The sequence below is a fragment of the Peribacillus muralis genome, from assembly GCF_001439925.1.
In the GTDB taxonomy this organism is placed as follows: Bacteria; Bacillota; Bacilli; order Bacillales; family DSM-1321; genus Peribacillus; species Peribacillus muralis.
The window spans coordinates 255414-272170 of record NZ_LMBV01000004.1 but is presented as its reverse complement, the minus strand read 5'-3'; the positions used below and the strand labels follow the sequence as shown (position 1 = coordinate 272170).

Sequence of the window (16757 nt, the reverse complement as noted above, 5' to 3'; positions counted from 1 at the left end):
TTAAATGAAGCGCTTTCATATCATTTTGAAGTAATGCCCGTTAATTTTTCCGCCTGCCTTGTCAATTTCGCTAAGGAATCGTGATACTCTTTTTCCAGTTGCTTGATGATGCCTGCAGCTGTATCGATTTTTTTTATCGCCCCAACGCCATGTCCTGCCGACCAAATATCACGCCACGCTTTTGACTCGGATGGCTTGGACATGCTGTCGAAATCCACCTTTTCTTTTTTGGCTAGTTGCTCGGGGTCCATTCCTTCCTTTCTGATGCTCGGCTTCAGCATATTGCAATTCACGCCTGAAAATGCATCAGTCAAGATGATATCATCGTGATCCGAATCGACAAGCATTTCACGATACTCATCATTAGCCCTGCTCTCCTTCGCTACGATAAAACGTGTGCCCATATAAGCAAGATCTGCTCCTGCAGCTTGAGCAGCCAGGATACTGTGACCTGTACTTATGGACCCGGCAAGCAATATGATGCCGTCCCAGAATGTCCTTACGCTGTCCACGAAAGCAAAGCTATTAATCTCACCCGCATGCCCGCCAGCTCCAGAAGCTACCAAAATCAACCCATCCACACCGGTTTCGGCAGCTTTTTTGGCAAAATCGACACTGCTGACATCAGAAAAGACTAACCCTCCATAGCTATGTACGACGTCCACAACATGTTTAGGAGAACCTAACGATGTGATGACGATGGGAGGTTGATGTTTTTTAACCAGTTCCAACTCTTCTTCCAATCGGCTATATGTACGATGGACGACCATATTCATTGCCCATGGTGCAAGCTTGCTGTTCGGTTCTTTATCCCTTGCTGCCTTCAATGTATCGCTAATATCGCCCATCCATTCGTCAAGTACCTCTATCGGGCGGGCATTTGGCGCTGGAAAAGAGCCAATCACGCCATTCAAACAACATTCTTTCACTAACTCAGGACCTGATATCAGGAACATAGGTGCTGAAATGACTGGCAAAGATAATTGATCCCACCACTGTTCGGGCAAAGTTCTACTCATCTATGAAACCTCCCACTATTAATATATTACCAAAATATAACACCACAAGATTATCATACTTCTTAAATGCACAATTTTCAAGAAATTTAATTTTTAATCCAACTAAAATGCTGAAGGGAAAGATTTCAATAAAAAAACCGTATATGGACAACGCACCATATACGGCCTCAATTTAATTGGAAAGGACCCATTTACGAATGGCCTTCGCTACCCCATCTTCTTCATTCGTTGCTGTAACCCAATCTGCTTTTTCCTTCACCACAGTTTGTGCATTTCCCATCGCGACTCCCATTTTCGCCTCGGAAATCATCGCTAAATCATTCAGGCTGTCTCCCACTGCCATTACCTGATCCATCGTGATATTAAGCAAAGAACAAACGAGCTCTATCGCTTTCGCTTTATTTACACCGAAGGCATTCACTTCTATATTCGTCGGACTTGAATTGCTGATTTCCAAGTTTCCTCTTGCTACCAATTCATCCATGATGATTTGGCGGGTAGCTTCATCTTCTGTATCGAATCCGAATTTAAGCCATTCCGAATCATTGATTCTTTCAGGCATTTCAGCTCTGTAAATTTTATCGCAAGCTATGGCCCAAAAATGTGTTCCATGCTTTTGGCTTAATTCCCACATCCATTGGATCGACTCTGTATCGACGATATTTCTTTCCACCAATTTTCCTTGATTATCATAAATCTCGCTTCCATTCACCGTAATGAGATAAGATCTGAGTGACATCGACTTTGCAAAATCACTGCATGTCGCATAAGACCTCCCAGTGCTTAATACAACGAACGCGCCTTGATCTTCTGCTTCTTTAATCGCTTTCCTGTTTTCTTCAGAAATCTCCCCTGCTCGATTCAGAAGTGTTCCATCCATGTCTAACGCGACCAGCTTAATATCTGGTTTCATCATTTTTTTCACCCTTTCAGAAAAATTTCTCTATGTATCACATACCATGATAGCTTATTTTGTGTTTACATGGAAAGAACGTGAACAATTGAACAAGTACTGCCGGGCAAGGAGAATGGTGATTCCCCTTCTTCAAACTATATATTTTGAAGAAGGGAGTGTGAAGCATTCACGTTACATTTCGAAAGGGAAGCCATTTAGATTGAACGCCCAAGGCTAGGTAATCTGCTGTTCCCCATACATTGTAAGAACCTATTCCTTCTCTTTTTCCAGTTCAGTCAATTCTTTTTTGATTTGTTCTTCCCATTTAGGAACACCATCATTTTCATCGAACTCGATAATGACATCCGTTACTCCACGTTCCTTGAATATTTCCTCAAAAAGTCGATCTTTAATGTCATCTGCTTCGGCGATTGAAATATGGGGATCAAGCTCCACTTCCAATTCAACATGAAAGTCTTCACCTTCTTTTAAAACTGCAAGTTTCTGGATATCCCTCACATCCGGATCACTCATGACCATGCTTCCGATTTTTTTCCGCATTTCTATATCCGCTTCCCCGAGAGCACCTGCTGCATTATCTAGGAAAACCCGGCCAACCACGTAGAACATTCCAAGACCGATCATGACCGAAGCGACTCCTTCCGCTTGAATGAAGGGAGTGAAATTCGCTAATAGAATGGCAATAATCGCAAGCACTCCTCCACCAGTTGCCACCATATCTTCCATAAATACTAGTTTCGTTGCTGGTTTTGCCCGTTTTAAACCAGCAAAGCTTTTAAAGATAATTGCCGTTCCTGTTGCTTCAATTCCAGTCTCATGCACAACTTCCTTCATCGCTTTAAATAGTACATATGATTCCAACACAACAGCTAGTGATAAAACGGACAAGTTAATGACGATTCCGGTTGAATGTACAGGATGCAAAATGTGATGGAACCCCTCTTTGATCGTTTCATAAGACATAATTCCGACAACAAGAACCGCACCTAAAAGGACGAGATTCACCAAACGTCCGAATCCATCTGGGAATCGATCTGTCGGTGATTTTTTGCTTAATGCTGAACCGATGAAGACGAAAAATTGGTTCGCGGCATCTCCCAACGTATGTAATGTTTCCGCAAACATTGCCACATTCCCTGTCATGAAATAGGCAATTCCCTTTAAGACGGCAATGATGCTATTCACGCAGGCAGCAATGAATGCTGATTTGTTTCCTTGCTTTAATAATCGAAACAATTCCTTCAATAAAAGTCCCCCCTGTTTTCTTTATAATTAATCCATTATCATAATGTATTATCCCCAACACTGGATTAGATGAAACCACAAAAGGGAAAAACGGAGTTCTCTCTCATTGTTTTTCTTCTTGGGCACAAAAAAGGCAGTAAGCGGTTGCCTACTCCCCATTGTGCAAGAATCAGCTTTTTGTTCAAGCTTCCACCCGTTTCCCTAGCTTTGATGGATTATTGATTTTATATCGGATTTCTTTATTATATTTCTTATCGACCACTTTCCCATCAAATTCAATTTCGTCGCCTTCTTCTAGTTCAGCTTTTTTCAATGTCTTGCTATAACCGCACCAACCATCTCCGATTGACAATTCTGGTTCCGTCGTAACTTTGACATTCGACAGCAGAATAACTTCATCTTCCTCACCTGTAAAATGGTTCATTTTCGCCGTGAACTCCTTGACAGTTGCGGTGAAGTGCACTTTTTCCACTGGCAAATCCAATTTTGGTGTTGCTGTCGCCTTTTTGCTTTTCGTTTTTGCCTTTTTTGGTTCCTCAGTTAATGAATCGGAAGCTTTCGTTATTGGAGCTGCCGACTCCTTGTCGTTATCACTTGAAATGGCCGTTATGTCGGAAACAGGTCCACTCAAAAGCTCTTTTCCAAAATTGGAACTTTGCATTTCCTTTAAGTAAGAAGGATGAATGCAGCTCAGCCTCCCATTCTCAAATTCAACGACAACCGTATCAAGTCCGTTCCCATATTGTTCGTAGCCTGCCAATTTCACCTTTCCTTGATAGGTGCCGCTTTTATAAAGCAGTTCCCTTTTTACCGATCGCGCAGTAAACAACTTCCATTCCAATCCTTTAGCGATATAGTCCTCATCATCTACAAATGCGATATACTCGCCTTTCGGGGCAATATAGTGAATAAATTCTTCAGCTGGAGATTCAGCCACAGTCACCACTCCTAATTTTTATGTATATGATTATATTCTAGCAAAGGATTTCAAAGATGCAAATGAATCATGTTGATAAGCAAAACTAGAATGCCGACGCCCCCTCAGTATTGGAAGATCTTTACTTAGACCGTTTCATTGAACGTTGATTGAAAACATTCGAAACTCTCCACTTTTTATTAAATTAAGATAGAATATATAGACATGAAAGGGACCCAAAAATCATCTGCCATGGAGGAAGACTCGTAGATCCAATTGTTTACCGTAATGCAAAATCGGTCCAGAATAAAAAATTCTGGACCTCTTTTTCTTTTTATGGAATATTCAATCTTTTAATCATATAGGTGTTGCATACGCTGTAAAGCTTATTGAATCTTTTTAAGTTGTTTCTGTGATTCCGGAATGACAGCCGCTTTCTTATGATAAAACAGAAAGTATGATCCGATAACGAGAACGGTGAGAAGGGTCGTTAGAAAGAATTGCAACCGCATGGAATCGATGAAGGCTTGTGCGGCAAAAATGATAAATAAGACGGCAATCGTGGCATAGGTTAAGTAAGGGAACAGCCACATTTTCACTTTAAGTGTGCCTGGGTGTTCTTTTTCCGTCTTTTTCCTTAAGTACAGATGAGAAAAAGCGATGAAGATATACATAATCATGGTGACTCCTCCCGAGCTATTTGCGAGAAAAGCAAATAATTTATCTGGGGAAACAAATTTAAATGTCGTGCACACATATGCAAAGAATACGCTGGCCATTAACGCCCAAATCGGAATTCCCCGCTTATTCACCCGCGACAGAATTTTCGGCGCATCTCCTTTTTTTGATAAGGAATAAAGCATACGTGAGCTTGTGTACAGTCCAGAATTCAAAACGGAAAGCAACGATATGAAGATTACGATATTCATGATTTGACCCGCGGCAGGCAGGCCTGCCATCTCAAATACACTGGCATAGGGAGTTTTCAATAACTGTTCTGCTTTTTGCGGGATAATGATAACCAATACAGCAACTGAGCCTACAAAGAAAAGTAGCAGACGCCATACCACTGCGTTTATGGCCCTAATGATATTTTTTTCCGGGTTTTCCGATTCCCCTGCGGCAATGGCCGCAACCTCACTTCCCGATAACGAGAAGGTAATGAATATGACACTTAGGAGAACAGGGAGAAAACCATGAGGAAAAAATCCTCCTTCACTAGAAATGTTAGAAAGGCCAGGAGACTCAAATCCTGGAACAAACCCGAATATCATGGCTGCACCGAGAAATAGGAAGATAATAATGGCGGCTACCTTCATAAATGCTAACCAGTATTCAAACTCCCCGTAGGCTTTTACAGAATAGACATTCGTGATGGTCATCAGTATGGGGAAAGATAAACTAGCCGCCCACATCGGGATGCTGGGAAACCATTCATGTACCATGGTACCCAATAATGTCGTTTCAATGGCAATGATGATGACCCAGTTGAACCAGTACAACCAGCCAATCGTATAACCCGCCCATGGACCAAATGCTTGATGTGCATAGGTTGAAAAGGACCCGCTATCCGGATTGACCACAGCCATTTCACCTAGCATGCGCATGACAAGTACGATCATCAGCCCTGCAATGATATATGACAAAATAGCGCCTGGTCCTGCGGAAACGATGATTGTGCCACTTCCGATAAATAATCCTGCTCCGATAACTCCGCCAATGGAAATCATGGTCACATGTCTGGTCTTAAGACCATGCTTCAGTTCATTTGTTTGAAAAGCCACTATTTGCACCACCCTTTAAATGTAAGAATCCCGTTTTGTCATAATGCCTTTTCCTTTGCCTTAGGTACACCGGCAGTAGTCTCGCGTTCTTACCTTGCTACAAGATGTCCAACCTTCGTTTCCCCGCCTCTTGAAGCAAGACCGAGTGAATGGTCGATCAGTAAAATTCATATGTACGCGTGTTATAGCGCGAAAAATAATGTTTCGCTATGAACGTTTTATCTTTTTGCTCTTACAGCTTGCCCTACAGCGTTACGCCCGGGAAGTACAATGATTATCCCTGAAACGATGTCCTTATAGGTGTATGTTCATCCGCCCTTATAAAAGGCTTTGCTTGTCCCTCCTCTCCTCTGTATAACTTTTAAAAGCTATAAATAATCAAAGCAATATCCATGCCAAAAAAGGAAGGTTCATATCTAGAGATTTTATGCGTTTAGATAAGAAGAGTGATTCAAAGATGGATTAATATGGCGATATTTGATCCATTATTGATTTTTTAATTCTATTCTGAATCAAATCGGAATCTTGGTTGTAAGATGCAGCACGGTGATTGTCTGTTAAGACAAAAAAAGATGCCTCGATTCAATTCATCGATATCGATATCGGCATCTTCCAAAAAAATTCATTTATTTTCCATTTGCGACAAGTTGGTACCTATATAAAGTCCACCAACTAACTATTTTAGTACATGCGAATACATGAAATCGATTCTATGTATGAAAAAAAGATAAGTTCACTATTGGTCATATGGGAAATGGAGGCTGAATGTGGTTGCGTTTTCATTGGATTCGCAATTCATATATCCATCATTGCTTTCGATGATTTTTTTACATACGTATAGACCAATTCCCGTTCCTAACTCTTTTGTCGTGACAAAGGGCTCGAAAATGGTTTCAATCAGTTCACTGGCAATTACTGGTCCATTATTAGAAATGCGAATGATTCGTTCATTTTCTTCTATTATAGAGTCGATTCTCAATATTCTAGGGTGTTCTTTGTCCTTCAATGCATCAATGGAATTTATAAAGAGATTTAAAAACACTTGTTTTAATCCATCCTTGCTAGCGGTAATGAAAAAGTTCGGATGAATATCTATTTCAACATTTACGCTCGCATCCACAATATTGGCATATGTGAGTTCCTGTATCTCTTCAATTAACTTTAGAACGGAGATTTCCTCTCTTTGCTCCTCATTAACGTCAGATTTTGAAGTGTGGAGGAATTGGGTTATCCTGAAATTCAACTGGTTCAATTCATAATCAATGATATCCAAGTATTTCAGGTTTGGATTCTCTCGCTTCAGCAATTTATTGAAACCCATAATGGCTGTTAGCGGATTTCTGAACTCATGTACAAAGCTTGAAGATATTTGCCCAAGTACCGCCAATTTGTCTTTATGATTTTCACTGATATAAGACTTTTTTTCCTCGATCAAGTCATTCGTAAGGTTCGTATATTTCGTTACGGCATGATAACTGAATGTATCAAAGTGTATATTGATCGCATTAATGAATTCCTGTAGATGAGCAATAGGGATATTCGCCCCGAAAATATTCCTTATGATGATATTTCTCCCTAAATTAATATTATAGAGAAAATCCCCGATGTTAATATTTGCTTCGAGGCGCTCTTTTGCAACCTGATGGGCCAATTTTGTCAGCATGTAATCAGATAAAGCTCCTTTAAATGTTTGGATGACTAGAGCATACATGCCATATCCATTTTCTTTGATCTTTTCTTTGTAGGGATCTATTTCATTGATCTTAATGGTCTCGTTCCATTCATTTAAAAAAACGTTTTGATTTTTTTCCAAGTATGAAATCAGTACTTTTTTATACTGATTCTGTTCAGATGACAACTCCATACTATGACCACCACATCCCCTTGCGGAATTTTAGATATTGCATCATTAACATCATTCTATATGAGATTTTGATTTCCTGCACTTCAAAATTTGAACGAGATGGTGAATCTCTCTTTTTCCGCTAAAGGAAACAGAGTCAATACAAGAAATGATGCATATAGAAGAGTACGGGACCAAACTTTTCGATCTGGAAGTAACCTTGCATTATGAACAATGCTTCACGAATTTATAAATCCCCTGAAAAATACCTTTCCATATATATATCGGTTGCTTGACAAGTCTGCTGAATGTAAGTGAAAAATAATGGCTCTTTTCGTTTTTGAAACGAAATGATTTAAAGTTTATTGGCGCAGATCGCTAGACTCCTGCGGGAAATGTCGTTCACGCTGAGGAGGTTCCCCGCCCGCCCTCTGGAAAGCTGAGCATTGGACCGGTAATCATCCACACGTGTTACTTGGTGAATAGCACCAACGTATCAAAAAATAGAACTCCGTTTGTGAAAGGCTAGATCAAGTAAATATGGCAAAAGCTTCACTGTGCTCTAAAGTAAAAACTAGAATCCAATAATTCCATAGTTTTAATATGATTCTAAATCGGCATTTTCATTTGGAAACAATATCTTGTTACATTATCTTAAGCGCAACTGAATCTTGCCGTTTCGTTAATTCCAAACCTCATCTATAGCCGCTCTAAAAAGCTGATCCAAAAGCTCCGTCGGATCTTCCGTTTTCGTATCTAATGTTTTAGCATAGTTCGTCAAACGCTCGATTTCATGTTCTAAGAAGGCATTTATAACTTCAATTCTAGGTCCAAGGTCCAACTCGTCACCATTTATCTTCTTCTCCAATAAAGTTTGGATTTGCGTTTTTAATGGTCCCCCTGGAATGATACCTTCCAATAATGCTGGAAACTCCATGGGAGGAATGGTGTTGTATTTTTGTATCCAAAGGCATGCCATGACTGGACGAAGCACATAAAAATACTTTTTGATTTTCACCTGTTCATTTTGTAAATAATCTCGATAATTCCCCTTGGCCATGTTCAAGTAATGATACAATGCTGCGGTTGGTTCATACACCTTGTCACTCATTTCCTTCAGCTTGTCGGTAATCGAGTAAGCTTGATAATATACGATTCCCGAGTTTAACCATTCGTGAAGCGGCGGATTGGATTTTCTAAATAACCGTAAGGCTTTCGTTAGTTCCCAACCATTAATATCCAGTAAATCATTGATTGGCAGCTCAATGACATCTCTTTTTTTATCGATTGACAAATACCAATCTTTTTTATGTATATAAATGAACCTAACATCGTAATCACTATCTTTCGAAGGAAGTTCCCATGCACGACTTCCCGACTCACAAGCGTACAGGATTTTGACATCATTGGCTGCTTCAATACCCTTTAATTCTTCGATTATTTTTTCTTTCATGGCACTTCCCCCTTCCCATCTTTCAGTTGTCCTTACCAAATATCATTGTTTTTAAAGCGCTGTCAAACAACAAAGAGGTGTCACATCGCCCATTACCGTTAAACGTTTGGTTAAGGACCTTTGGATGTTTACGTTGATTCTCCAATTATATCATTTTAAAGGCAGTACGCTTCATTTATAAACAAAGAGACCTCTCATTTGTGAAAGGTCCCATTGTGGAGCACATTATCCATTTCGTTCGATTTGCATTTTTTCCTTGCTTGCTTTTTCTTTTTCTATTTTTTTCTGCCTTGAGGTTCCAGCAACTAAAATGCCAATCACTACTAAGGCTTCAAATCCATATTTAATGAATGGATTGGCAAAGTAGTCCTGCATGAAGGGTTCAGCAACGATCATCTTAGCAGATGTCCAGCCAAGTATGCCTGCGCCGATGATGATGATGAATGGGTAACGCTCTATCAGTTTTAAGATCAAGGTGCTTCCGTACATGACGACTGGAATCGAAACGAGCAAGCCGATTACCACTAACGTGAAGTTACCATGCGACGCGCCTGCAACAGCTAGGACATTATCCAGTCCCATCAAGGCATCCGCAATGATGATCGTTTTGATTGCAGCCCACATCGAGTCTGCAGGCTTCAAATCAGGTTCGTCTTCATCGATGAGAAGCTTATAAGCAATCCATACTAGAAGTAATCCCCCAATTAAATGCAGTCCTGGCACCTCTAAGAGCCAAACAACCAGTAGCGTTGCAATGATCCTGATCACTATTGCCCCGACCGCTCCCCATATTATCACCTTTTTTTGCTGATCTTTTGGAAGCTTTCTTGCAGCCAATCCAATAAGGATCGCATTATCACCGGCAAGAACCAAATCTATCATAATGATCGCTAAAAGTCCTGAAATAAATTCACCTGTTAAAAAATCCAACACATTTTCCTCCTTTTGTACAAAAATAAAGAGACCTCAGCCATTGATGGCAAAGGTCTCGCTGAGCACTAAATGAATTAGGCCAATAAAGCCGGTGGAATCCCACGTAATGACGACTTTATTTCAGGTTATCCCTGACGCTACTCCCCTTCACGGGAATGTTGAGCTATGCAATTTACGTTTCACATATGGTATAGGTCCCTAAAGAATATACCAAGAAAATATATCACTAGTTCAGTATACCAAAATTACGAATAAATGAAAGAAAAAAATAAGGATTGATAGACCTGTTTTTTTTCAAAAAAATGGCTATTTCATGAACTCTGAACGATTCTTTGAAACCATTCATCACCGACGGTCTTTACTACAAGCTTTTAGGAAACTCGCTTTAGCAAGAATCTCTCATTAGCAAAGTCGGCTTCAAACGATGCACGCTTGTGTCTTTGGTTTCTTCTTTATTGATTTGACTCATCAGTAGCTCGGCTGCCAAATTAGACATTTCAATGGCTGGCTGATCGATCGTCGTGATTGTCGGGGTATAAAAGCTGGCATACGGTACATCATCGATCCCAATAATTGCAATATCATCGGGAATAGTGATGCGGTGCTTTTTCATATATCGCAATACCTCATTAAGGACGATATCGTTTCCTGCCAATATCGCTTGAGGTCGTTTTTCCAAATCGAAAATTTCTGAAAGTGCAGCTGGAATTTCATCTATATTGACGGTTTTAATATATTCCGAATTGAATGCTATCCCATGTGATAAGAGTGCAGCTTTGTACCCTTGGATCCGTTCGATTCGAGGACTGATGTCCCGTATTATTGAAGTGGTTATGATTGCAATATTTTCAATACCCTTTTCAACGAACCGATCAACCGCCAATTGAGCGGCAAGTTGATTATCAAGCATGACCGTTGCAACATTTAGTTCTTCAATCGTCCTATCCATGAAGACGATCGGAAATTGATCACTCTTCATGCGCTTATATAAATCGAGATTGTCTCCTGTGGGGAAAATGATGATCCCGTCCACTTGTTTGGCTCTTAGCATTTCGATATAATTTTTTTCCTTTTCAGGATTGTCATCTGCATTGCATACGATGATATGGAAGCCATGTTCGTAAAAGTAGTTCTCTATCGCTCTAATAACTTGCGTAGAAAACGTGTGAAGAATATTGGCCACAACCACCCCGATGGTATACGTGGATTTTTGTTTTAAACTGCGTGCAAGGATATTAGGTTGATAGTTTAACTCTTCTATCGTTGCTTCAATCTTTCTCCTCGTTTTTTCACTCATATACTCATATCTCTTGTTCAAGTACTGGGAAACCGTGCTTTTTGATACTTTTGCGTGATTGGCAACATCAGTTATTGTAATGGGTTTCATATCATTCATTCCTGTCGTGTGATTTCAATTTTCTCCTTGATGCCTGTAAACAATATGCCTTTGTATAAAGAATATTCTATTATGCTAATTGGCCGTTTACAAACTCCTTCTGATGCAGTAGCAAAGGTCAGTTCCCCATATCATTGAACGGATGTTGTCGGCTGAAGGTCAAGTCATACTCGAATCCATATTATATTGCCATTTGGCGTTCAGACGCCCGAGTAAGCCATGAAGCCCCCATCGACAGGCACCGTTATACCCGTTACAAAACTTGAATAAGATTCATCTGCCAGCCAAAGCAAAGTACCAAGTAAATCCTCAGGCTTCCCGAAGCGCTTCATCGGTGTAGCAGTAATGATTTTATTGGATCTAGACGTCAGGCTGCCATCTTCCGTTAACAGTAGACCTCGATTTTGCTTAGTCAGGAATAATCCTGGTGCGATGGCATTCACCCGTAATCCCTCTTCAGCAAAATGAACAGCCATCCACATGGTGAAATTATTGATCGATGCTTTTGCAGCACTATATGCCGGCACTTTGGTCATCGGGGAGTAGGAGCTCATGGAAGACAGATTAATGACGGCTGGTGCTTCCACTTGCAGCAGCTCTTTCCCAAAAACTTGACTGGCCAGGAATGTACCCGTGAAATTACTGGCAAAAACTTCTGAAAAGCCATTTTCATCCAAGTCAAAAAATGATTTCCCTTCGGTTTCCTCGCCATATGACTCAGGTGCTGTAATTGCATCCGGATGATTGCCCCCTGCACCATTTATTAATAAATCTACACGTCCGAACGTTTTTTTGATTTCCTCTCTTGCCTTTTCCAATGAACTCAATTTCAATACGTCGGTCGCAATGGATAGTGCAGTGCCGCCATCTCGTTCAATGAGCTCGACCACTTCCTGACCTTTTTCTGCCGTTCTGTTCAATATTGCTATATTGACTCCGTGACGAGCTAATTCCACTGCCATTTTGGAACACACCGCTGCCGCCAGTGATTATCGCTACTCATTCGTTAAATTCTCATGGATGGGGATCATGAGCGGTCACCTAATTTAGTAGCTTCATTGGCATCCCATAATCCCAACAAATACATGATTCCTAAAGCCCGGTCGTATAGACCATAGCCTGGACGGCAAACCTCTCCCCATATATGGCGGCCGTGGTCAGGTCTGACATATCCCGTGTAATCCTGCTTATTCAATTCTGCAACAACACCCTGTACGTTTATCGATCCATCTTGAGTATAATGCGATGTTTCCACAAAATCACCGTTTTCATAAATCTTCACATTCCGGATATGCGAGAAAGGAGCGCGGCAGGCATATTTTTTAGCTACCTGAACCATATCATTTTCTGGGTTTGCCCCCATCGAGCCGGTGCACATCGTAAAAGCATTCGATGGTGATTTCGAAATCGAGATTAGCTTTTCATAACTCGCTTCCCCGGTAATGATTCGCGGTAAACCAAAAATGGACCATGGTGGATCATCCGGATGGATAGCCATTTTAATGCCGCATGCCTCGGCAACCGGTAATATTTCCTTAAGGAATATTTCCAAATTCGCCCACAGATGCTCTTCATTCACGCGTTTATACGCTTCGAACAATTCCGAAATCCGCTCCATTTTTTCTGGTTCCCAGCCTGGTAACGTTAAATCCGAAGCTTCGGCTACGGTACGGATCAACTCTTGTGGATCTAACGTATCCACTTTTCCCTTTTCATAAAATAATGCAGTTGACCCATCTTCAAGCGGATAAAACATTTCAGTACGTGTCCAATCAAAAATCGGCATGAAATTATAACAAATGACTTTTACGCCCACCTCCGAAAGGTTCCGGATCGTTTCTTTGTATTTCTCGATATACATCATGCGATCGTCGTTGCCCAATTTAATCGATTCATGAACATTTACACTTTCTACAACATCCGTGTGAAAACCAAAGGATTGGATATGGTCAATTTCTTTTTTGATTTCTTCCTTTTCCCATACCTCACCAACCGGTTTTTGGTGCAATGCCCAAACAATCCCCTTGACCCCAGGAATTTGTTTAACCTGCTCCAACGTAACGGTATCATTGTCCTTCCCGTACCATCTAAATGTAATATTCATCATGCACCCCCACTATTCAGCAATTTTCTGCATGTATTGTTTACTCAATTCAACTACCGCTTCATAGCCTCCGCTCTTATAGGCTTTATTCAAGTCACTGCCAATCCCTGTTGCAACTGCACCGGCTTGGAGCCAGTCATTCATATTGTCCAGATTAATTCCACCTGTCGGCATGATCCGTACGTTAGGCAGCGGACCATTGACACTCTTGATGAACGAAGGGTCAAATTGGTTAGCCGGAAATAACTTCAATACGTCACAGCCCGCTTCAAGTGCTGTAGCCATTTCCCGTAAAGTCATGCAGCCGGGCATATAGGGTATCCCATAACGATTGCAGAGCTTGGCAACATCTTCGACCAAATAAGGACTGACAATGAATTTGGCACCAGCTAAAATGGCATGTCTGGCCGTTTCAGAATCCAATACCGACCCTGCTCCGATAAGCGCATCCGTATGTTCCAGTTGCTTGAACGCTTCTTCAATCCTTGGTGTTGTATAAGTCAATTCGATGGCCCTTACCCCACCTTCGACAGCTGCTTTAGACAGTTGGGCAGCTTCTTCTGCATTCTGACCCCTGATAACGGCGACAACTTTCATTTCTGTTAATTGATTGATTATTGAATGCTTATCCATCATGATTCCCCCTTAAATGCGATGAAGCGCTTTACGATCCTTTTCTGTTGGCCTTCAACAAAATTGACCGCCTCTTTCCCGTCTCTAAGAAAAAAGTATGTACAACTACTCCGATTTATCTGTAGTGAGCTATTTGACCGCTCCACTACCTTGCTAATCTATCTTTCAATAACGATTTCATTGTGAATGAACGGCAGTACTTCATCCAAATATGGCAATCCTTCATTATCACCTGAAACAGTGGTGACAATTGCCCCGACAGCATTTGCGAATGTTAACCTTTCTTCAATCGATAGGTCATGCAGATAACCATATATATAGCCGGCATCATACCCATCCCCTGCTCCAACAGTATCTACCGGGGTAACAGGGAAGGCCTCTTTTTTATGCCATCTTCCTTTTGTATATAGCTTTGAGCCGTGTTCCCCGTCTTTGATGACAAGCTGTTCAATGTTGTTTTCTTTTGCGAATTCCGCCAAGAATACCTCAGAGTCATTTCCGGTAATCGATTTTATTTCATCTAAACCTGTAAGCAAAATATCCACATAAGGAAATACCTCTGAATAAACGGCTCTCGCTTCCTCGATGGACCATAGCTTTAGCCGTATATTCGGATCAAATGAAACACGGATATCTTTTTTTCGGGCAAAATCCATGACACGCTTGGCGATATGTATATTCCTCGGATCAATTGCCAGAAAAACTCCCGTGAGATGGACGAGATCGATCCCGTTAAACATCTTCTCCGTTATATCTTCCGGCTCTAATGTCAGAATGGGAGATTGATGGCGGTAGTAAAAGGTTTTTCCTGAACCATCGTCGCGAATTTCTTTAAAGTTAAGGGAGGTAGGATGTCCATTAACAAATGCTACATCACCCATGTCAACGCCTTCCCCGCGTGCGAAATTATAGATCACTTTACCAAATTCATCATTGCCTAAACGACTCAACCATTTTACCCGCATGCCAAGCCTTGCACAGCCAATCGCGAAGTTCAGCTCAGCTCCGCCCACTTTCCTCTCAAAATGGTTGACGAACCTTAAAGGTCCGGTCTGTTGCGGATTTAACGTAATCATGGCATCACCTAACGTTAATACACCACTTTTTAATGATGACAATACAATACCTCCTTTATTTGAACAATCACAAATCAAAGCTAAAGTTGTGATCTTCTCACTTTCTTAAATAATTAAGTAAATCGGTTTAGTAAAACCGTATGGATTAGTAAACCGGTTTATAAAAAGATTGTAAATGAAAACCTTGCCAAAAACAATATTAAATTTTCATAATTTATCATTAACTTCATTTTGCGCTATTTTTTGTAAATATTTATATGTAATCAATAAACGGGCACAGCTTTTCCTTCTTTATTAATGCAGCAGTTTCTGTTAACCTGTTTCCTAACATTGACACTCTTTGCTATACTATATCAATTGCTAAATATTTTGGAAGGGTTGTTTTGAATGAGTTATGCGAAAATTTACCTATTACTGACAGGAATCATGATTACTTGGGGATTAAACGTTTCCGTCCTTAAAATTATCATTATGAATACGCAGCCAGTAACGATAACGGCATTACGGATCTTTACCGCTTCACTTATAGTCATTATTATCCTTTTCTACCTTGGTCTACTGCGTCTTCCTAAGAAAAGGGAGCTAATTTACGTTTTTGGCGGAGCGCTATTCAGCGTCGTTTTTCATCATTATTTCTTAGCAGAGGGATTGTCAAGGACTTCCGGTTCCAATGCTGGGCTGATTTTGGGGATGGGTCCAATATTGACAGTCATCTTGACCATGATATTCTTTCGCCAAAAACCCACTATCATCCGCCTTCTTGGTTTCATATGCGGCGCACTTGGTGTGAGTTTTACCGTTATGGCGGGAGGCGGAAGCAATCATTCTATTAATCTCGGAGATATCGATATTTTGTTATCCATTCTTTCACAGGCGTTGAGTTTCATTCTGATCAACCAAGCGTCGAAAACGATGGATCCACGGTTATTGACCGGCTACATGATGCTAATCGGTTCTTTCATTCTTTTTGCCATCAGCTTTTGGAAGGAACCCGATGGCTTATCTTCGCTTGCAGATGCCCCTCCTTCCATGTGGGGAGCTTTCTTATTTTCGGCAATTTTTGCCACTGCGCTTGGACACATGAGCTATAATTATGCAATTGGCCAGGTCGGGGCAGCGGAGTCCTCCATATTCCTTAACTTGAATACCTTATTCGCGCTGGTAGGGGCGGTCATTTTTCTTAACGAAGAAATTGTACCTTCACATTTCGTCGGACTGATTTTTATCGTTTTAGGCGTTTTGCTCGGTTCCGGGGCAATGGAAATGTGGATTTTCCAAAGAAAGATCAAAAGGCTGCCTGATTGATGTCAGGCAGTTCAGACTATAGACAAACTCGATCAAAATCGAGTTTGTCTATAGTTTTTTTATGAGTGCGTACCGCTTGAACGTTGATTGTAACGAAAGGCACTCGCTTATCCAGAAGCAGTCCGGGAGTCTTT

Annotated in this window: 13 protein-coding genes and 1 pseudogene; 1 reads left to right on the top strand and 13 read right to left on the bottom strand. The window is 40.9% G+C overall.

Translation table 11 applies throughout. The features are described 5' to 3' along the window. Positions 1-20: 20 nt before the first annotated feature. The 13 genes and pseudogenes from ASU00_RS07820 to ASU00_RS07760 form a co-directional block, all read right to left on the bottom strand. Positions 21-1019 (bottom strand): NAD(P)H-dependent flavin oxidoreductase, encoded by a 999-nt coding sequence (locus tag ASU00_RS07820; protein ID WP_057912884.1) that lies wholly within the window; start codon positions 1017-1019, stop codon positions 21-23. 172 nt (positions 1020-1191) lie between these two features. After that, the gene (locus ASU00_RS07815) at positions 1192-1935 is read right to left on the bottom strand and encodes a Cof-type HAD-IIB family hydrolase (protein WP_057912883.1); all 744 of its coding nucleotides are present in this window, start codon (positions 1933-1935) and stop codon (positions 1192-1194) included. Between the two features lie 249 nt (positions 1936-2184). After that, positions 2185-3180, bottom strand: a complete 996-nt coding sequence (locus tag ASU00_RS07810; RefSeq protein ID WP_057912882.1) for a cation diffusion facilitator family transporter — start codon at positions 3178-3180, stop codon at positions 2185-2187. Between the two features lie 181 nt (positions 3181-3361). Beyond that, positions 3362-4117 carry a hypothetical protein gene (locus tag ASU00_RS07805; protein ID WP_057912881.1) on the bottom strand — a complete coding sequence of 252 codons (756 nt, stop codon included), beginning with the start codon at positions 4115-4117 and terminating at the stop codon, positions 3362-3364. A 365-nt stretch (positions 4118-4482) separates the two neighbouring features. Continuing rightward, on the bottom strand, positions 4483-5880 hold the full coding sequence (locus ASU00_RS07800; protein ID WP_082630198.1) for an amino acid permease: 1398 nt from the start codon (positions 5878-5880) through the stop codon (positions 4483-4485). Between the two features lie 736 nt (positions 5881-6616). Beyond that, complete coding sequence (locus ASU00_RS07795; protein WP_057912880.1) at positions 6617-7744, bottom strand: histidine kinase N-terminal domain-containing protein; 1128 nt, start codon at positions 7742-7744, stop codon at positions 6617-6619. Between the two features lie 661 nt (positions 7745-8405). After that, a complete protein-coding gene (locus tag ASU00_RS07790; RefSeq protein ID WP_057912879.1) occupies positions 8406-9176 on the bottom strand; it encodes a nucleotidyltransferase domain-containing protein in 771 nt (256 codons plus the stop codon). Between the two features lie 225 nt (positions 9177-9401). Further along, on the bottom strand, positions 9402-10106 hold the full coding sequence (locus tag ASU00_RS07785; protein ID WP_057912878.1) for a TerC family protein: 705 nt from the start codon (positions 10104-10106) through the stop codon (positions 9402-9404). A 388-nt stretch (positions 10107-10494) separates the two neighbouring features. Further along, entirely contained in the window at positions 10495-11496 is a 1002-nt protein-coding gene (locus ASU00_RS07780; RefSeq protein ID WP_057913011.1) for a LacI family DNA-binding transcriptional regulator, read from the bottom strand. Positions 11497-11705: 209 nt separating this feature from the next. Next, positions 11706-12536: pseudogene (locus ASU00_RS07775) on the bottom strand (SDR family oxidoreductase). After that, a complete protein-coding gene (gene uxuA, locus ASU00_RS07770) occupies positions 12533-13609 on the bottom strand; it encodes a mannonate dehydratase (protein ID WP_057912877.1) in 1077 nt (358 codons plus the stop codon). The pseudogene ASU00_RS07775 and the gene uxuA overlap by 4 nt, the downstream one beginning before the upstream one ends. Before the next feature lie 12 nt (positions 13610-13621). Then, entirely contained in the window at positions 13622-14245 is a 624-nt protein-coding gene (locus ASU00_RS07765; protein ID WP_057912876.1) for a bifunctional 2-keto-4-hydroxyglutarate aldolase/2-keto-3-deoxy-6-phosphogluconate aldolase, read from the bottom strand. Positions 14246-14400: 155 nt separating this feature from the next. Next, complete coding sequence (locus ASU00_RS07760) at positions 14401-15360, bottom strand: sugar kinase (protein ID WP_082630197.1); 960 nt, start codon at positions 15358-15360, stop codon at positions 14401-14403. 345 nt (positions 15361-15705) lie between these two features. Between ASU00_RS07760 and ASU00_RS07755 the strand changes: the two genes are divergently transcribed. Next, positions 15706-16623: a DMT family transporter gene (locus ASU00_RS07755; protein ID WP_057912875.1), complete on the top strand. Its 918-nt coding sequence runs from the start codon at positions 15706-15708 to the stop codon at positions 16621-16623. Positions 16624-16757: the final 134 nt, after the last annotated feature.